Annotated in this window: 15 protein-coding genes; 6 read left to right on the forward strand and 9 right to left on the reverse strand. The window is 73.0% G+C overall.

The window, feature by feature from the left end:
- Positions 1-73: 73 nt before the first annotated feature.
- The gene (locus BM287_RS16525) at positions 74-1,648 is read right to left on the reverse strand and encodes a helix-turn-helix transcriptional regulator (protein WP_090041930.1); all 1,575 of its coding nucleotides are present in this window, start codon (positions 1,646-1,648) and stop codon (positions 74-76) included.
- 186 nt (positions 1,649-1,834) lie between these two features.
- Here BM287_RS16525 and BM287_RS16530 point away from each other — a divergent pair, with 186 nt between their 5' ends.
- On the forward strand, positions 1,835-2,521 hold the full coding sequence (locus BM287_RS16530) for a hypothetical protein (RefSeq protein WP_170857599.1): 687 nt from the start codon (positions 1,835-1,837) through the stop codon (positions 2,519-2,521).
- Here the strand turns inward: BM287_RS16530 and BM287_RS16535 are convergent.
- The 4 genes from BM287_RS16535 to BM287_RS16550 form a co-directional block, all read right to left on the reverse strand.
- Entirely contained in the window at positions 2,497-4,134 is a 1,638-nt protein-coding gene (locus tag BM287_RS16535) for a helix-turn-helix domain-containing protein (protein ID WP_090041853.1), read from the reverse strand. The two genes, BM287_RS16530 and BM287_RS16535, sit on opposite strands and share 25 nt — an antisense overlap.
- 215 nt (positions 4,135-4,349) lie before the next feature.
- Positions 4,350-5,330, reverse strand: coding sequence for a hypothetical protein (locus tag BM287_RS16540; RefSeq protein ID WP_090041856.1), 981 nt, complete (start codon positions 5,328-5,330; stop codon positions 4,350-4,352).
- Positions 5,331-5,469: 139 nt separating this feature from the next.
- Positions 5,470-6,246 (reverse strand): MBL fold metallo-hydrolase, encoded by a 777-nt coding sequence (locus BM287_RS16545; protein ID WP_090041859.1) that lies wholly within the window; start codon positions 6,244-6,246, stop codon positions 5,470-5,472.
- Complete coding sequence (locus BM287_RS16550; protein ID WP_244528419.1) at positions 6,243-7,532, reverse strand: APC family permease; 1,290 nt, start codon at positions 7,530-7,532, stop codon at positions 6,243-6,245. The genes BM287_RS16545 and BM287_RS16550 overlap by 4 nt, the downstream gene beginning before the upstream one ends.
- Before the next feature lie 132 nt (positions 7,533-7,664).
- Here BM287_RS16550 and BM287_RS17920 point away from each other — a divergent pair, with 132 nt between their 5' ends.
- Entirely contained in the window at positions 7,665-7,802 is a 138-nt protein-coding gene (locus tag BM287_RS17920) for a hypothetical protein (protein ID WP_170857600.1), read from the forward strand.
- Positions 7,803-7,966: 164 nt separating this feature from the next.
- On the opposite strand, the gene BM287_RS16560 is transcribed toward BM287_RS17920, so the two are convergent.
- Entirely contained in the window at positions 7,967-8,668 is a 702-nt protein-coding gene (locus tag BM287_RS16560; protein WP_090041865.1) for an SDR family oxidoreductase, read from the reverse strand.
- Between the two features lie 475 nt (positions 8,669-9,143).
- On the opposite strand from BM287_RS16560, the gene BM287_RS16565 reads away from it, so the two are divergent.
- Genes BM287_RS16565 through araA form a run of 4 tightly spaced genes read left to right on the forward strand, consistent with a single transcriptional unit; the run spans position 9,144 to position 14,108 of the window.
- Positions 9,144-10,142: a LacI family DNA-binding transcriptional regulator gene (locus BM287_RS16565; RefSeq protein WP_090041933.1), complete on the forward strand. Its 999-nt coding sequence runs from the start codon at positions 9,144-9,146 to the stop codon at positions 10,140-10,142.
- Positions 10,143-10,192: 50 nt separating this feature from the next.
- Positions 10,193-11,893: a xylulokinase gene (locus tag BM287_RS16570; protein ID WP_090041868.1), complete on the forward strand. Its 1,701-nt coding sequence runs from the start codon at positions 10,193-10,195 to the stop codon at positions 11,891-11,893.
- Positions 11,890-12,591 (forward strand): L-ribulose-5-phosphate 4-epimerase, encoded by a 702-nt coding sequence (locus BM287_RS16575; protein ID WP_090041871.1) that lies wholly within the window; start codon positions 11,890-11,892, stop codon positions 12,589-12,591. The genes BM287_RS16570 and BM287_RS16575 overlap by 4 nt, the downstream gene beginning before the upstream one ends.
- Positions 12,591-14,108 (forward strand): L-arabinose isomerase, encoded by a 1,518-nt coding sequence (araA, locus tag BM287_RS16580; protein WP_090041874.1) that lies wholly within the window; start codon positions 12,591-12,593, stop codon positions 14,106-14,108. Before BM287_RS16575 ends, araA begins: the two co-directional genes overlap by 1 nt.
- 75 nt (positions 14,109-14,183) lie before the next feature.
- On the opposite strand, the gene BM287_RS16585 is transcribed toward araA, so the two are convergent.
- Genes BM287_RS16585 through BM287_RS16595 form a run of 3 tightly spaced genes read right to left on the reverse strand, consistent with a single transcriptional unit; the run spans position 14,184 to position 17,728 of the window.
- Complete coding sequence (locus tag BM287_RS16585) at positions 14,184-15,398, reverse strand: MFS transporter (protein ID WP_170857601.1); 1,215 nt, start codon at positions 15,396-15,398, stop codon at positions 14,184-14,186.
- A gap of 45 nt (positions 15,399-15,443) precedes the next feature.
- A complete protein-coding gene (locus tag BM287_RS16590; RefSeq protein ID WP_090041883.1) occupies positions 15,444-16,130 on the reverse strand; it encodes a response regulator in 687 nt (228 codons plus the stop codon).
- Complete coding sequence (locus tag BM287_RS16595) at positions 16,127-17,728, reverse strand: sensor histidine kinase (RefSeq protein WP_090041886.1); 1,602 nt, start codon at positions 17,726-17,728, stop codon at positions 16,127-16,129. The genes BM287_RS16590 and BM287_RS16595 overlap by 4 nt, the downstream gene beginning before the upstream one ends.
- Positions 17,729-17,794 lie beyond the last annotated feature (66 nt).

Consider the following 17,794-nt stretch of genomic DNA (forward strand, 5'->3'; position numbering starts at 1 on the left):
GAACGCTACTGCCCGGAAGGCTCGGACGCGGTGGATTTCACCCTGCGATCACCCCATGGGCCACGATCCGCGATCACTCCCGTTCGACTAGGAGGTGCCGGTTCAGGGCGACCGCGATCGCATCCTCCCGGTTTCTGACGCCCAGTTTCCGGTACACGCTGCGCAACTGCGTCTTCACTGTGTTCGCGGAGACGACCAGCGCCGAAGCGATCTCGGACACCGAGCCGGTCCCCATCAGCTGGCCGAGAACGGCGAGCTCGCGATCGGTGAGCTGCAGGTCGGCCTCCGCGACCGGGAGCAGCGAACGGAGCGGCACGTCGGTCGTGACGTGCCCGTAGCCGGCCTCGTCGAGAGCAGCTGCGACGCGGTCGAGGTCATCGCCGGGCAGCAACGCGATCGCCAGGCGCTGCCGCGTCTTGTCGAGGAGGGCGCCGAGATGTTGCACGACGCCGCGGGTGCGGGACGTCGGCGACAACCGGAGCAGCACCGCCGCCTCCAGCGCCGCCGCCTCGGCCGAGGAACGCGCGGTCCGCAGGTGGCCTGCGGTCGCTCGCAGCTCGCTCAAGGTGGATCCGTTCTTGCCGAGCGACAGGCCGACCCTCGCTCGTGCCAGGTGGCGCTCCGGGCCGGCGACGGTGTCCCGCTCGACGATGACGCCCGCCGCATCCGGGTTCCCGAGCGCCAGCTGGAGGATGGAGCGCGTCCGCGCGAGCCGGTTCCGGGCGGCTGCCGTGCGGGACTCGGCCCCACGCATGGATGCGTAAGCCTCCAGCCCGGCGAGGGCCTCGCCCGGGCGGCCCTCGACGAGCTCGAGGAGTGCTGTGACCTCCGCCTCGGCGATCCAGTGCTCGATCGAGCGCCGGTCGTGCTCCATCGCCTCCAGATGAGTGCGGGCTGCGGCGGTGTCGAAGCGCTCGAGCGCCAGCGTCGCCTCGGCCAGCCGGTAGAAGGTCCCCGTGTACATCCGCCGTTGCCGATCGGTCCACGGCCCGGTCCTCGCATAGTCGATGTGCGCTGCGGCCTCCGGAAGGTCGCCCTGGAGGGCGTGCACGCCGGCGAGCATCGCCAGGTTCCCGAAGCCGGAGGACGGAGGCGTCGTGGGCGAGACCGCCAGTCCCTTCGCGAAGGTGTCCATGGCATCGTCCACCTCGCCCGCGTAGTAGAACGAGATGCCCAGCTGCCCGTAGAGGCGGGGGAGCTCGCCGAGGGACTCCCGCTCCTCGTCGTCCAGCCGGTCGAGCTCGGAGACCGCGGCGTGGGCAGGCCCGATGGAGAGTCGCGGCCGCCCGATCAGCCGGAACGCGGTGGCCTCGGCCGAACGGATCAGCACGCGGTCGGCGCCGCTCACGGTCATACTGCGCGGGGCCTGGGCCGCCCGGACGGCGGTCACCAGATACCGCAGCCCGCGCAGTCGATGGAATCCATGGGTGTTGTAGATCAGGCCGAGCATCATGGCGAGCAGGGGGTGGGTGCGGAGAGCGTGGCCGGGTGCGCGCTCCAGGAGGACGCGGACCGCCTCGCCGTGCTCGGTCATGAGCTCGAACCAGCCGGCGCAGACCGCCCTGTTGGCCGCATCCCAGTCGTCGGCGTCGACCGCCTCCTTCAACTGCGCGAGCGCGGACCGGCCCGCCTGCGATCGATCGGGCATCCCCGTGAACTCGTCGTCCAATCGCCCTCCCAGCTGTGTCGTCGCGCAGGTCGTGTCCTCCGGCGGGTCCGTGATCGAAGCCGCTCTGTCGACAAAACCACACATCTTCGCCGGGTGACCCCGTTTTGCGCCGTACGTCCCTTCGACTGGGGGCAGGATTGAGTGCACTCACGAGAGAGGTGGACGATGGCGGCGAAACCGACCGGGCCGGCGAGCCCTCGCCTCAGCACGCGCGCCCTCCTGATCATCGCGGCGTTCGCCGCGCTGGGAGCCCTGCTGCTCATCCTCATCGCTCCCGTCACCGGGCTCCTCGCCGTGCTGTTCCCTCCCGCGTACGCGGTGGCGGCGGGCATCCACAGCGTCCTGCCCCTCCTGGCCCGGAGGCTGGTCGGCTTCCCGTGGACGACCACCATCGCGTTCGCGCTGGTCGGCATCCTCGCCATCGGGTTCACCCCGCTCGGTGTGCTCATCGTCATCCCGCTGGTCATCACGGGGGCGGGGTTCGACGTCACGCTGCTGCTCCTGGCCCGCCGCAGTGAGCCGCGCCTGCGGCACTTCGCGGTTGGCGCGCTCGTCTCCGCCCTGCTGCTGTTCCTGGTGTCGCTGCCTGTCTTCTCACCGCGCGACCTCACGCCGTGGATCGTTCTGCTCGCGCTCGCCGGCCGGATCGTCGGGCAGCTCGCCGCCGCGGGCGCCGCCTGGGCGATCGGGCAGCGCGTGCTCGCCGCGGGGATCCTCCCCGCCGCCGCCGCCGCCGCCCCTCCCGCCGCCGCCCCTCCCGCCGCCGCGCCTCCCGCCGCCGCCGCAACGACCACTCGATCGCAGGGTCGGCTCGGCCGGCGCATCCGTCAGTCCCGCTCCGTCAGCAGGTGACGCTCGAGGGCGATCGCGATCGCCTCGTCCCGGGTCTTGACGCCGAGCTTCCGGTACACGCTGCGCAGCTGCGACTTGACGGTGTTCACCGAGACGTTCAGCCGCGCGGCGATGGCCGCGTGCGACGGATGCTCGAGCAGAGTGGCGAGCACCGCCGTCTCCCGCGGCGTGAGCGGGTCCTCGGCCTCCAGGTCGTAGAGCAGGGAACGCAGCCGCCCGTGCGCGACGAGCTCGCCGTAGCCGCCGGTCGTGAGTGCGGCCGAGACGCGGAGCAGATCCGACGCGGGCAGGAGCGCCAGCGGCAGAAGCAGCCGGCTGTGCTGGAGCATCGCGCCGAGGTGGTCGACGACCGCTGTCGTCCGCCGCTCCGTCGAGAAGCGAAGGAGAGCGGCCGCTTCGAGCGCCGACGCCTCCGCCTGCTGCCGTATCGACATGACGCTGCCGGACAGTGGTCGCAGCTGCTGCAGGGCGGCTCCGTGCCGCCCGCGCATCAGCTCGAGCCGGGCATGTCCGATGCAGCCGACGACACTCGGGCCGGCGTCCCGGTCGAGGATGGCGGCCGCGGCATCCGGATTCCCCAGAGCGCATTGCAGGACCGCTCGCAACGGTGCCAGAGCGCGCCGTGCCGCGTCGGTGCGGCCCTCCGGCCCGCGCGCCCGGGCGGACTGCTCGAGGCGGGCCAGGCCGCGTCCGGGATAGCCGCCCACCAGCTCGACCATCCCGGCGATCAGGATGGCCGGCATCCAGTGCGCGGTGGGTGGGGCCTCGGCTTGGGCTTGGATGGCGGCTTCGACGCCGGCTTCGGAGTCGGCTTCGACCTCGGCTTCGAAGAGATGGGCCTGGGCCGCGGTCGCGTCGAGCTCGTCGAGCGCGACCATCGCCTCCGCCAGCCGCAGCAGCACCAGGTCCTCCTGCCGGAGCGGGCGGCCCTGGGAGCGGGCGGCGTGGATGTTCTCCCTCGCCGAGGCCAGTTCGCCGGTCGTCGCATTGAGGCCGGCCAGGGTCGCGAAGATGGCGGGAGCGGCGGAGTCGCCGAGCGTCTGGGCGTGCAGCAGTGCCCTCTCGGCGGCGTCGAGGGCGTCGGCGTCGGCGCCGGTGTCGAGCAGACAGGCTGCGAGCTGCGCATACAGGCCGCCGACCGTCTCGTTGCCGCGCGCCTCGGCATCCGGCAGCGCTTCGAGCTCGGCGAGAGCCGTGCGGGCCGAGGTCCGCGCCCGGTCCGGCCTGCCCAGCATCCGGTGCAGGTCGGCCTGGTTGGTCTGAATGATCGCGCGGTCGAGCCCGCGCATCCCGTGTGCCGGCCTGTCCAGCGCCGCGCCGGCCTGGCCCATCCGTCTGAGGCCGTGCACGCGGCGCCGGGCCAGGGTCAGCGTGCTCCGTCCGAGCAGTGCGACGATCAACGGTCGCCGGTCGAGTTCGTGAGCCGGCACCCGCTCGAGCGCGACTGTCAGCTCGTGCGCAGGGCCGGAGAGCAGGTCGAACCAGTGGCGCCGGATCACCTCGGCGACGTCGTCGTAGCGCTCCGACGTGAGCGCAGCATCCAATCGGGACCAGGCCGCGGCGAAGAGCGCGGCCTGCTCGGTGTCGTGTGTTGTGTTGATCGCTCGTTCCACGAGCTGTCCTCCGAAGTTTCTGGACGCGCGTCGCCGCGGCTCAGACCGGAAGGAGGTGTGCGTCCGCAGAGGGACGTGCCCGTTCCGGCCTGGCAGCGTGTCCGCGCGTCGGCTCCGCGCCCGTCGTGGGCGCCGTGCGAGCCGGCGCCCCACCGAACGAGTTCGGGCGGCTGCCGAGAGGGGAGGCGCAGTGGGCCTCCGTCCGGAGAGGGCGGTCAGCCGGGGCTGACGTCGTGTTCGCCCGGTGGACCTGTGGGAGGTGGGCTCGACGAAGGGCTGCCCGTCGCGGCGCTGAGCGCGAGGGGAGGGAGCCAGCCGGCTTCGACCTCGCCGACGGCGCCTCCGGCCTGCCCGGCGGACGGCACGAACGTGCCTCCTGCCGTAGCGGAGCCGTCGAAGTAGTGCGGTTGGGCGGGGAGGTCACCGGGGAGAGCGGTCGCCGTGCCCGGCGGGACGGTGAGCACCGGGAGCGGGGTCACGGCCGGGACGCCGGCGCGCCCCTTCGCCGATGCCGTGGTGGAGGCCGGGGCTGCGGGAGCCGGAACGGCGGGCACGCCCGCGACGACGGCGCCCGGCGCACCGGCGGTGACGGGGCCGGTCGGACTCGTCGAGCCCGCGGCGCCCCCGGGCGAGGTGGAGGGTGGGGTCGGCTGACCCGGCGGAGTCGCGACCCCGCCCGAACCTCCCGTACCTCCCGAGCCGCCGGTCACTCCACCGACCACCCCTCCGACGGCACCGTCGACGGTCCCGACGACGGGTGCCGTGATCGAGCCGATCGGGGTCGGACCGAGGATGCCGTCGACCGCCGTTCCCACGATCGGGACGGACGAGACGACCGAGTCGACGGCCGAGGTGACCGGAGTCACGATGGAGCCGAGAAGTCCGGAGCCGCTCGCGGTGCCGGTGCCGGTGCCGCTCGCGGTGCCGGTGGCGCTCGCGCCGCTGGTGCCGCTCGGCGCCGTCGAGGCCTGCGCCGTCGAGGTCAGCGACCCCACGGCGCCCTGCGCCGCCTGGACGACCGACCCGAGAAGAGACCCCGACGGTGGCGGCGCCTGTTCGGCGGAGGCCGGAGACGACTGAAGCAGGAAGCCGAACAGCGTGAGCGCGCCGGCACCGGCCAGACCGAGGAGGGCCAGGCGAAGCGGGCGCGCGCGGGAAGCCGCCGTCTCCGGCACCTGCTGTCCCTGGTCGCGCACTGTTCCCCCACTGGCCGACGTTGTCGATCGCGACTATACCGAAGGAGGAGACCGTCCGGGTGATGCCGGGGTGAATTCCGCGCGGAACGCCTGCTTCCGTGGTAGGACGCGCAGCTGCCACCGTCACCGGCGCTGTGCGTCAGCCGGCCGAATCCAGCTCGACCGACTCGCCCGGTCGCAGCATCCGGAGGCGGTCGCTCAAGCCGTGCTCGGCATAGGCCGCCTCCACGTCCGCCTGGCCCTGGGTGAAGTGCGCCCAGCCCTCGGCGTGCACCGGGACGATCACGGCGTCGCCGAGCAGGGCCGCCGCCCGGGCGGCCTTGTCCGCGGTGAGGGTGAGGAACGCATCCAGCCGGGCGGTGCGCGCCGCGCCCGCGAAGAGCAGGGCGATGTCGATCGGACCCAGGTTCTCGGCGACCTCCTCCACGACGCGGAGGGACGCGTTGTCGCCGCTCACGTAGACGGTGGGCACACCCTCGCCGGCGAGCACGAAGCCGATCACCGGGCCGGAGGAGGCGTCCATCCCGTCGGGTCCGTGCTGGGCCGGGACCGCGTGCACCCGGAGCTCGGAGCCGTCCGGCCGGGGAACGGTCAGATGCGTCCACGGGCCGAGTCCGCGCACCGCGCCCTCGACCCGTTCGGCCGCAGCGGCCGTGCTCACGGTGAGCGGCGCAGCGCGCACGACGTCGCGCCCCCGATCGTCGAGGTTGTCGGGGTGCTGATCGTGTGAGAGGAGCACCACATCCACCGCTCCGACCTGTTCGGGAGTCAGGCCCGCCGGCGCGGTCTTGACCAGCACACGACCGGCGACGGGATGCTCGCCCGGCGGGTCGAACGTGGGGTCGGTGAGGATGCGGAGGCCGCCGAGCTCGATGAGCGCGGTCGGTCCTCCGATCAGGGTCACGCGGACGGTCACGGGTCCTCCTCTCGCCGCCGCGACCCGCTGGCCGCGCGCAGCCGGAGGAAACGGTAACCCATCCCGATCGCGAGGACCACGAGGCCGGCGACGACGGCCGGCAGGGGCAGGGTCGCGACGAGGACCACGCAGCCGACGGCGCCGGCCACGGCGAGCGCGCGCGGGTAGCGTCGGTGGGCCCGATCCTGCGTCCAGGCGGAGGCGTTCGCGGTCAGGTAGTAGAGCAGCACGCCGAACGACGAGAAGCCGATCGCGCCGCGCAGATCGGTGACAGCCACGAGGACGCAGACGATCAGGCCGAGCACCAGTTCCGCCCGGTAGGGGACGCGGAAGCGTGGATGGACGGCTGCGAACCAGGAGGGGATGTCGCGGTTGCGCGCCATAGCGAGGCTCGTGCGTCCGATCCCGGCGATCATCGCCAGCAGCGCACCGAGGGCGGCCGCAGCGGCCCCGATCCGGATGACCACCCCGGGCCACGCGGCCCCGCCGGTGTCCGCCACCGCGCTCAGCGGCGCCGTGACCTCCGCCAGGCCGGCCGCTCCGATGGCGTGCAGCGCCGACACGGCGACGAGTGCGTACACGACCAGGGTGATGCCTAACGCGGTGGTGATGGCACGGGGGATGGTGCGCACCGGATCCACCACCTCCTCGCCCATCGTGGCCACGCGTGCATACCCGGCGAAGGCGAAGAACAGGAATCCGGCCGACTGCAGGATGCCGTACGCGGTCACCGCCGGACCGGGTTGCGCCGCGCTCGCCGCGCTGTGCGTGAACCCGATGACGACCGCGACGGTGAGCGCCGCCAGGGAGACGGCGACGAGGAGGCGGGTCAGCAGGGCCGTGCGCGTCACCCCCAGAGTGTTGACGACGGTGAGCGCTGCGACGGCCAGGACGGCGACCGGCTTCACCCAGGGACCGGGCACCGCGTACGTGGCGAAGGTGAGGGCCATCGCCGCCGAGCTGGCCGTCTTGCCGACCACGAACGACCAGCCGGCGAAGAACCCGGCCCACTCGCCGAGCCGCTCCCGGCCGTAGACGTAGGTGCCGCCGGAGGTCGGGTACTGGGCGGCGAGCTGCGCCGAGGAGGTCGCATTGCAGAATGCGATGAACCCGGCGACGACGAGTCCCACGAGGAGTCCGGCACCGGCGGCGGCCGCGGCCGGAGCGAACGCGGCGAAGACGCCCGCGCCGATCATCGACCCGAGACCGATGCTGATCGCATCCCCCAGGGTCAGTCGCCGGGCGAGCGAGCCGTCGCCCCGCGGCGGGGTGGATGCGTCGGTCACGGGACGCAGTCTAGGGCCGGCGGGTGACATCCCCGGATGCCGTCATGCTTCTGCGCGCCCGTGCGGACGGTGGACCTCCAGCGCCGGACGGAGTACCGTCGCGCGGTCAGCACAGAACGGAAGGACGACGCCATGAGCGACGAGAACACCCGCCCCGACGCCGACGAGCTGCCCGACGGCGCCGCCTCCGACGGCAGCGCCCCCGAGCCCGGCGAGGACACCAGCTCCGGCGGCGGCCCCGACGAGCACAAGCCCGCCCACCGCGCCTAGCCGCCCCGCCCCGCTCGCGCCCCGCCCCGCTCGCGCCCCACCGTCGAGTACACGAAGACTGCACGTTCTGAGCTCGAAATCGTGCAGTCTTTGCGTACTCGACGGTGGGGCGGAGGGGCGGAGGGGCGGTGGGGCGCGAGGGGCGGGGGCGGAGGGGCGGGGGGTCAGCGGCGGCGGAGGGGGCGGACGCTGAGGGACTCGACGGTTCCGGAGGGCGGCAGGTCGACGGCGATGCGGACGGTCGCCGCGACCATCTCGGGCGTGATCGTGTACGCCGTGTCGTACTCGTCGCCTTCGCGGGCGACGAGCGCGCGCTGCATGTCGGTGTCGACGCGACCCGGATGGATGCTGCTGACGCGCACTCCGCGCGGCCGCTCCTCCTCGCGGAGCGCGTCCGTGAGCGCCCGCAAGGCGAACTTCGACGCCGCGTAGACCCCGCCGCCGGGAGAGCTGGCCAGTCCCGACCCGCTGTTGATGGCGACGACCAGCCCGCCGGCCGCCCGCAACGCCGGCAGCGCCCGACGGGTCAGCTCCGCGACGGCGAACACATTCACCTCGAAGACGCGCCGCCAGGTCTCGACGCCGGTCTCCTCGACCGTGCCGCCGTCCTCGACCCCGGCCGAATGGACCAGCACATCCAGTCGCCCGGGCAGAGGCGGAAGCGTGTCGCCGGCGAGGTCGGCGACGAAGGGCTCGGCGGACGGCAGCTGAGCGACCACCGCATCGACGGCGGCGGCGTCCCGCCCTCCGACGAGGATGTGGTGCGTGCGGCCGAGCTCGACCGCGATCGCCCGGCCGATCCCGCGCGACGCGCCCGTCACGAGGGCGACCGGCCGGTCCGCGGCGACGGTGTCCGAAGAGTCCATGCCCCGACCCTACGCGGATCGTCCGTGACCGCTGCTGCGGGAGCCGAGGTGACCGGAAGCTGGCCGGTGCGGCCGTCGCGGCGGCGCCGGTTCGGGCGCCGGTTCGGGCGCCGGTCGGCCGGGCGATTGCGGGAGATTCGAACGAATCCCGTTCGAATCTCCTTCAGTACTGCCATTCGAAGGAGATTCGAAACCCGATCTCCTTCGATAGCCCACCGGCGGGTGGGGGTGGGAGGTGGCAGGTGGCAGGGACCGGTCGGCAGGTTGGCAGGTCGGCAGGTGACCGGCCGGCAGGTGACCGGCCGGCAGGTGACCGGTCGGCAGGCGGCCGGTCGGCAAGTGGCAAGTGGCGGGAAGGCAGGTCAGGCGGCCAGACATGTAGGCGGGCCGCCGGCCGGCGAGCCGGCCCGGGCGGCCCCCCGTCCGGCAGACCGGCCCGGCTCCCCTAGGGTGTGGATGTGCGGGAGGTGTGGACGTGAGCGAGCCAGGGCGTGCCCCGGGGGTGCGTGAGGTGGCCGCTGCGGCGGGCGTCTCGCGTCAGACGGTGTCGCGCGTGCTCAACGATCATCCGAGCATCCGGCCCGAGACGCGGGAGCGCGTGCTCGCGGCGATGACCGACCTGGACTTCCGGCCGAATCGCGCGGCGCGGATGCTGACGACGGCGCGCTCGCGCACGATCGGGGTGCTCGCCGCATCCACGTCGTCGCTGTTCGGGCCGGCCTCGAGCATCGACGCGGTGGAGCGTGCCGGTCGCGACGCCGGCTACACGGTCACCGTGGCGCACGCCGGGTCCCTCGACTCGGATGATCTGGAGGCTGCCCTCGACCACCTGCGCGCGCAGGCCGTGGAGGGTGTGGTCGTGATCGCTCCGCAGCAGCGGGTGCAGGATGCGATGGCGCAGTTCTCGCTGTCCGTCCCCTCGGTCACGCTCCACGGCGCGGGCGGGGCCGGCGACGAAGGCGTCTTCGTGGACCAGGTGCTCGGCGCGCGGCTGGCCACCCGCCACCTGCTCGCTGCCGGCCACCGGCGGATCGCGCACCTGACCGGGCCGGGTGACTGGACGGAGGCGCGGGCGCGACGGGAGGGATTCCTGTCCGAGATGGCGGCGGCCGGCGCCGATCCCGTGGTCTCGCCCGAGGGCGACTGGACCGCGGCGTCCGGTGCCGCGATCGGTGCGGCCCTGGTGGGAGACCGGGCGATCTCGGCGGTGTTCGCCTCCAACGACCAGATGGCGCTCGGGGTGCTCTACGCGGCCCGGCTCATAGGACGCGCCGTGCCGGGCGAGTTGGCCGTCGTGGGGTTCGACGACATCCCCGAGGCCGCGTTCTTCGCTCCGCCGCTGACGACCGTGCGGCAGGAGTTCGACGAGCTGGGACGGCGGTGCGTCGCCCGGCTGGTGTCACTGATCGAGGGCGGTGACCTCGGCTTCGAGGAGCCGGTCGCGCCCGTGCTCGTCGTGCGCGACTCGGCCTGATGGCGTATGCTTCCTGTGTCAATGTGACCGGTCACAAAGGAGTGGATGCCATGCAGCCCGCCGCCGCACCCGACGCCCGCGCGCGCGAAGCCATCGCCGCCGGACGCACCGCCCTCGGCATCGAGCTCGGCTCGACGCGGATCAAGGCGTGCCTGGTGGACGCCGACGATCCGTCGGTCGTCCTCGCCGTCGGCGCCCACGAGTGGGAGAACTCCTACGTCGACCGGCGCTGGACCTACTCGCTGGAGGAGGTCTGGACCGGCCTCCGTGCCGCCTACGCCGGCCTCGTCGCCGACGCCGAGCAGCGCCACGGCGTCGCACCGACGACCATCGGAGCGCTCGGCGTCTCGGCCATGATGCACGGCTACCTGGCCTTCGACGAACGGGACGAGCTCCTCGTCCCGTTCCGCACGTGGCGCAACACCAGCACGGGCGCCGCTGCACGCGAGCTGACCGACCTGCTCGGGGTCAACATCCCGCTCCGCTGGTCGATCGCCCACCTGCACCAGGCCGTGATCGACGCCGAGCCGCACATCCCCTCGGTCCGCTTCGTCACCACCCTCGCGGGTTACGTGCACTGGCAGCTGACGGGCCGCCGGGTGCTCGGCGTCGGCGACGCGTCCGGCATGTTCCCGATCGACCCGGCCACGACCGACTACGACGAGGCCCTCGTCGGCCGCTACGACGGCCTGGCAGCCGGCCGCATCCCGCCGCTGCGCGACCTGCTGCCGGAGGTGCTCTCGGCCGGCGAACCGGCCGGCGAGCTGACCGCCGCGGGCGCCGCCCTCCTCGACCCGTCCGGTGTGCTGCGTCCCGGCGTGCCGCTGTGCCCGCCCGAGGGCGACGCGGGAACCGGGATGGTCGCGACCGCCTCGGTCGCGCCGCGCACGGGCAACGTGAGCGCAGGCACGAGCATCTTCGCGATGGTCGTGCTGGAGCGTGCGCTGGCCGAGGTGCATGACGAACTGGATGTCGTGACCACGCCCGCAGGGGATCCCGTGGCGATGGTGCACTGCAACAACGGCGCCAGCGAGCTCGCGGAGTGGGCCGGCCTGTTCGGCCGGTTCGCCGCGGCCTCCGGCAGCCCGGTCGAGCCCGATTCCGTGTTCGAGACGCTGTTGCGCGAGGCTCTGACCGGTGAGGACGACGCGGGCGGCCTGCTCGCCTACAACCACCTGGCCGGGGAGCCGATCGCCGGCCTCGACGAGGGGCGGCCGCTGCTCGTCCGCACGCCCGGCAGCCGCTTCACGCTCGGCAACCTGATGCGCGCCGAGGTGTACGGCGTCTTCGCGACCCTGGCGCTCGGGATGCGCGTGCTCGCCCACGAGGGCGTGGCGCTCGACCGCATGCTCGCGCACGGCGGCGTGTTCCGCACGGCGGGCGTGGCGCAGCGTTTCCTCGCCGGCGCTCTCGACGCCCCGGTCTCGGTCGCGCACACCGCCTCCGAAGGCGGGGCGTGGGGGATCGCGGTGCTCGCCGCCTACCTCGGCTCGCGCGCGGAGACGGGGCAGGACCTCGACACGTACCTGCGGGAGAGCGTGTTCCGCGACGTCGCCTTCGAGACCGCCGAGCCGAGCGCGGCGGATGTCGCCGGCTTCGCCGCCTACCTCGACCGCTACGACGCCGGCCTCGCCGTCGAGCGCGCAGCGGTCGTCGCGCTGCCCGACGCCCCCAGCACCGCCCCCGACGACACGAGCGCCCCCGACGCCCTCACCGACGCCCCCGCCACCCCGGAAGGAACCGACCAGTGACCCCCGCCGAATCCGCCGCCGTCCGCGCCGCCCGCGAGCGCGTCGCCGCCCTGCACGCCGAGCTCGTCCGTTACGGGCTCGTCGTCTGGACCGGCGGCAACGTCTCCGAGCGCGTCCCGGGCGAGGGCCTCTTCGTCATCAAGCCCAGCGGCGTCGACTACGACGACCTGGCGCCCGAGAACATGATCCTCTGCACCCTCGACGGCGCGGTCGTCCCCGGCTCCCCCGGCTCGGAGCGGTCGCCCTCCTCGGACACCGCGGCGCATGCCTTCGTCTACCGGAACATGCCCGAGGTCGGCGGCGTCGTGCACACGCACTCCACCTACGCCACCGCCTGGGCGGCGCGCGCCGAGCCCATCCCGTGCGCCATCACCGCCATGGCGGACGAGTTCGGCGGCGACATCCCGGTGGGTCCGTTCGCGATCATCGGCGACGACTCCATCGGCCGCGGCATCGTCCAGACCCTGACCGGTCACCGCAGCCGTGCCGTACTCATGCAGAATCACGGCGTCTTCACCATCGGCAAGGATGCGCGGGATGCCGTGAAGGCCGCCGTCATGGCCGAGGACGTCGCCCGCACGATGCACATCGCCCGCCAGGGCGGCGACATCGTCCCCATCCCGCAGGAGGCGATCGACAGCCTCTTCGACCGCTATCAGAACGTGTACGGACAGAACCCGGAAGGATCCATCTCCTGATGCCGAAGCTCACCACCTCCCTCGATGTCTACGAGGTCTGGTTCCTGACCGGGAGCCAGCACCTGTACGGGCCGGAGACCCTCGCCCAGGTCGCCGACCAGTCGCGCGCCATCGCCGACCAACTGGGCGCCTCTTCCGGCGTGCCCGTCCGCATCGTGTGGAAGCCGGTCCTCACCGACTCCGACGCCATCCGCCGCATCATGCTGGAGGCGAACGCCGACGACCGCGTCATCGGCGTGATCGCGTGGATGCACACCTTCAGCCCCGCGAAGATGTGGATCACGGGCCTCGACGCCCTCCAGAAGCCGCTCCTGCACCTGCACACGCAGGCGAACGTGGAGCTGCCCTGGGCCGAGATCGACTTCGACTTCATGAACCTGAACCAGGCCGCCCACGGCGACCGCGAGTTCGGCTACATCCTGACCCGCCTCGGGGTCCCCCGCACGACCGTCGCCGGCCATGTCTCCAACCCGGTCGTGGCCGCACGGGTCGGAACGTGGATGCGCGCCGCCGCCGGACACGCGGCCACCCGCACCCTGAAGCTCGCCCGCTTCGGCGACAACATGCGCTTCGTCGCCGTGACCGAGGGCGACAAGACGGAGGCGGAGCACGTCTTCGGCGTCCAGGTGAACACCTGGGGCGTGAACGAGCTCGCAGCGGCGGTGGCCGCAGCATCCACCGAGGACGTCGACGCCCTGGTCGCCGAGTACGAGGAGCTGTACGACGTCGCGCCGGAGCTCCGCCGCGGCGGCGAGCGCCACCAGTCGCTGCGCGACGGCGCCGCGATCGAGCTGGGCCTGCGCTCCTTCCTGGAGGAGGGCGGCTTCGGCGCCTTCACCACCAGCTTCGAGGACCTGGGCGACCTGAAGCAGCTGCCCGGTCTCGCGGTGCAGCGCCTGATGGCCGAGGGATACGGCTTCGGCGCCGAGGGCGACTGGAAGACCGCGGTCCTGGTCCGCGCGGCCAACGTGATGGGCGCGGGGCTCCCGGGCGGCGCCTCCCTCATGGAGGACTACACCTACGACCTGACGCCCGGCGACGAGCGCATCCTCGGCGCGCACATGCTCGAGGTGAGCCCGTCGCTGTCGTCGGCCAAGCCGACCCTCGAGGTGCACCCGCTCGGCATCGGCGGCAAGGACGACCCGGTCCGCCTGGTCTTCACCGCCGACTCCGGTCCCGCGGTGGTCGTCGCCCTGTCGGACGTGCGGGACCGCTTCCGCCTGGTCGCCAACGTCGTGGAGGTCGTGGAGCCGTCGGCCCCGCTGCCCAAGCTCCCGGTCGGCCGCGCCGTCTGGAAGCCGGCGCCCGACTTCACCACCTCCGCCACCGCGTGGCTGGAGGCGGGGGCCGCGCACCACACCGTCATGAGCACGGCCGTCGGCGTCGAGGTGTTCGAGGACTTCGCCCGGATGGCGCGCACCGAGCTGGTCGTCATCGACGAGTCGACCACGCTGCGGCAGTTCCGCCGCGACCTCGAGGGCAACGCGGCGTACTACCGCCTCGCCCGCGGGATCTGACGCTCCTCTCGCCGGGGGACACCTCGTTGCACGCGTCATCGCGACCGCGACGGGGTGCCCTCCGGCGCAATCCGATCAGGTGCGGCGGAGCATCCGGAGGCCGGCGGGGATGGACAGCACCACGACCGCCGCGACGAAGACCACCAGCACCGTGACCAGCGGCCAGAGGATGAGCGCGACGCCGACGAGCAGGACCGGCAGCGCCAGGCCGAGGTAGGCGATCAGGAAGATCGCCGCGAGCACCTCGCCCCGGCGGTCGGGAGCCGCCAGCGACGCCGCCACCGCGATGGCGGAGCGGAACTGCAGGCCGACGCCGGCGCCCGCCAGCACCCCGCTGACGACGAACGCCGGGAGGGATGCCGACAGCACACCCGCCGCCAAGCCGCCGAGGCCGGACAGCATGAGCACCAGCGCGAGGATCAGCTGGGCGCGGGTACTGAGCCGGGCGAAGACGATCTGCGACACCGCGGAGGCGGCGAACACCGCGAACGGCACGAAGCCGGCCAGCAGGTGCGAGGTCTGGTGCAGCGTCCCGGCCAGTACGCTCGGCGCCAGGGACGTGAACAGCCCGAATACCGCGAAACCGGCGAACGCGGCGACCGCCGCCGCGGAGAACGCCCCGCGCGCCTCCGCCGGGAGCGAGATGCGCTGCGGACGGTACGGCGGCCGCTCCTGCGCGCGCGCGACCGTCTCCGGCACCAGCGGCACGGCGACGGCGGCCACGGCCAGGATCAGCAGGAACACCGCGTACGGCAGCACGAGCGGCTGCGGAAGCAACTGGGCGAAGGCGCCGGCGATCAGGGGACCGAGCGCAAGGCCTCCCGTGTTGACGACGGTGGAGACGGTGCCCGCCAGGCGCGGACCCTCCTCCGGGCGCGCGACCGCCCGGAGCTCGCTCAGCTGGGCGGTCGCGCTCGCCGTGAGCGCGCCGACGCCCGCACCGGAGACGATCCGCGCCACGATGAGGCCGGCCACGTCGTTCCACACCAGGAAGAGCGCGGCGGCCACGATTTCGAGCAGAACGGCGATCAGCACCATCCGCCTCCGCCCGGTCCGGTCGCTGAGGTGCCCGATGAGGAAGAGGCTGGCGATGACGCCGACCGCGTACGCCGCGAAGATGACCGTCACGACCCAGGTCGGGAAGCCGTCCCGCGCCTGGTACAGCGAATACAGCGGAGTGGGGATGGTCGAGAACGCCATGACCGCGAGGAACGCTGCCGCGATGACCCAGAAGCCCGCGCCGTGGCGGAGGCGGAACCGGCCGGGGACGGTGCCGAGCGTGCTCGTCATGATCCGATGATGCGCCCCGGGCATCCATGGGGTCCAGCGGCGGCGTCAGCCCAGCCAGCGGTACTCGAGCTCCGGGCGGCCGGGGGTGCCGTAGCGGGGCGAGCGCGAGATCCGCTCGGTGTCGGCCAGGTGCTCCAGGTAGCGGCGGGCGGTGACCCGGGACAAGTGGAGCGGCTCCGCCACCTCCACCGCGGAGAGCGGCCGGTCGACGCCGCGGAGGTACTCCACGACCGCCTGCAGGGTCGGCTCGGACAGGCCCTTGGGGAGCGGGACGTCGGACGGCGTGCGAAGCGAGGCGAGCATCCGGTCGACGTCGTCCTGCGTGGCGTGCGCCGAGCCGCTCTCGAGCCGGCGCCGGTAGTCGAGGTAGGTCTGCAGCTTCGCGGCGAAGGTCGCGAACGCGAACGGCTTGATGAGGTACTGCACGATCCCGACCGACACCGCGGAGTGCACCATGTCGATATCGCGCACGGCCGTGATGGCGATGATGTCGACCGCGATCCCGGCCGACCGGATGCGCCGTGCGATGTCGATGCCCGTGCCGTCGGGGAGGTTCATGTCGAGCAGTACCAGCTCGATCGGCTCGGACGTGAGGGAGGCGCGGATCGCCGCGAGCGCCGCGGCGGCCGTCCCGACCACACCGGCCACCGCGAAGCCGTCCAGCCGGGCCAGGTAGCTGGCGTGCGCTTCGGCGGCGAGCGGATCGTCCTCGACGACCAGGGTGTGGATCATGCGGCCACCGCCCAGCGCGCCACGAACTCCGTGGGAGGCCCCTGCCGCAAGTGGATGCTGCCGCCGTTGGACTCCAGCAGCTCGCGCACCAGCGCCAGCCCGAATCCGCGGCCGGTTGGTCCGCTCGGCTTCGTGGAGAACCCCCGGGTGTAGATCCGGTCGGCCACCGTCGCGTCCACCCCGCCGCCGCTGTCCGCGACGGTCAGCTCGAGCATCCCTTCGGCGCGGTCCGCGGTCAGGGTCACCCGCACCCAGGCCGGACCTGCGCTCTCGGCGGCCGCATCGATCGCGTTGTCGACGAGGTTGCCGACCACGGACACCAGATCGACGGGGGAGAGCCGGGAGTCCGGCAGTCCCTCGTCCACCGCGACCTGGAGCTCGACCCCGCGTTCGGCCGCCTGCGCCACCTTCCCCAGCAGCAACGCGGCGACCGCCGGCTGGTTGGCGGCGCCGAGCACGTCGTCGGCGAGCGACTGGCTGCGTTCCACCTGCTCCGCGATCAGCTCGATCGCCTCCTCCGGCCTCCCCAGTTCCAGCAGCGAGACGACCGTGTGCAGCCGGTTCGTGTACTCGTGGCTCTGCGACTGCAGCGCCTCCGTCAGAGTGCGCACCGACTCCAGCTCGCCCGCGAGGCGCTGCACCTCGGTGCGGTCGCGGAGCATCGTGAGCGTGCCGAGGGCCTGCCGCGAACCGCCGGCCGGAGTCGCCGGCTCCTGATTCACGACGATGAGCCGCCGGCCCGCCACATACGTCTGGTCGGTCACGCGGCCGCCGCCGGAGATCACTTCCGCGATCGCGGCCGGCAGCTCCAGCTCGCTCACCGGCACCGGCTGCTGATCGCCGGAGGCCGGCGGGAGGTCGAGCAGGTCGGCGGCCTCGTCGTTGTAGAGGACGACGCGCCCCTTCTCATCGGTGAGGATGAGCCCCTCCCGCACCGAATGCAGCACCGACTGGTAGTAGGTCACCATCCGCGAGAGCTCGGTCGGCTGCATCGCCCCCGTCACCCGCGAGAGGAAGCGGCGGGCGAGCATCGCGCCGAGGGTGCCGATCAGCACCAGGAGCACCGCGCCGGCGAGGACGAACGGGATGCGCGCGGCGACCGACGACGTCACGTTGCTCTCCGTCACGCCGGCCGCGACCATCCCGACGACCGTTCCGTGGTCGAGGACCGGGACGACCGCCCGCACGGACGGTCCGAGGGTGCCCGTGTAGGTCTCGGTGAGGGTCCGTCCCGCCTGCGCAGGCGCGATCGTGCCGATGTACTTCTTGCCGATCTCCGCCGGGTTGGGATGCGTGAAGCGGGTGCCCGACGGATCCATGATCGTCACGAAGTCGACGCCCGTCGCGTGCATCTCCTCGAGGGCGAGCGGTTGCAGGCGTGCGGTCGGCTGGAGCGCCTGGACGCCGGAGACGACGGCAGGGTCGTGTGCGAGCGTCGAGGCGACGGCCAGGCTCACCCGGGTCGCCGTCTCGTTCGCCGACTGGCGGGAGCTCAGCCACAGGATGAGCGTCAGCGCGCCGGCGACGACCAGCACGGCGACGAGCTGCAGCGCGAAGATGCGGCTCGCGATGCTCCATCGCCGTCGTGCCCGGACCATTCCGACCTCGATCCTGACCTCGATCCTCTGGTGATCAGTATGACCACAAATAGCGCCGCCCGGTCC

Origin of the sequence: Leifsonia sp. CL147, from assembly GCF_900114565.1 — a bacterium.
Classification (GTDB): Bacteria; Actinomycetota; Actinomycetes; order Actinomycetales; family Microbacteriaceae; genus Leifsonia.

Excerpts from the sequence above, each read along its gene's own strand:
- BM287_RS16525 (WP_090041930.1), bottom strand. The coding sequence starts at position 1,648 with ATGCCCGATCGATCGCAGGCGGGCCGGTCCGCGCTCGCGCAGTTGAAG.
- BM287_RS16530 (WP_170857599.1), top strand. The coding sequence starts at position 1,835 with ATGGCGGCGAAACCGACCGGGCCGGCGAGCCCTCGCCTCAGCACGCGC.
- BM287_RS17920 (WP_170857600.1), top strand. The coding sequence starts at position 7,665 with ATGAGCGACGAGAACACCCGCCCCGACGCCGACGAGCTGCCCGACGGC.
- BM287_RS16560 (WP_090041865.1), bottom strand. The coding sequence starts at position 8,668 with ATGGACTCTTCGGACACCGTCGCCGCGGACCGGCCGGTCGCCCTCGTG.
- BM287_RS16570 (WP_090041868.1), top strand. The coding sequence starts at position 10,193 with ATGCAGCCCGCCGCCGCACCCGACGCCCGCGCGCGCGAAGCCATCGCC.
- araA (WP_090041874.1), top strand. The coding sequence starts at position 12,591 with ATGCCGAAGCTCACCACCTCCCTCGATGTCTACGAGGTCTGGTTCCTG.
- BM287_RS16585 (WP_170857601.1), bottom strand. The coding sequence starts at position 15,398 with ATGACGAGCACGCTCGGCACCGTCCCCGGCCGGTTCCGCCTCCGCCAC.
- BM287_RS16590 (WP_090041883.1), bottom strand. The coding sequence starts at position 16,130 with ATGATCCACACCCTGGTCGTCGAGGACGATCCGCTCGCCGCCGAAGCG.
- BM287_RS16595 (WP_090041886.1), bottom strand. The coding sequence starts at position 17,728 with ATGGTCCGGGCACGACGGCGATGGAGCATCGCGAGCCGCATCTTCGCG.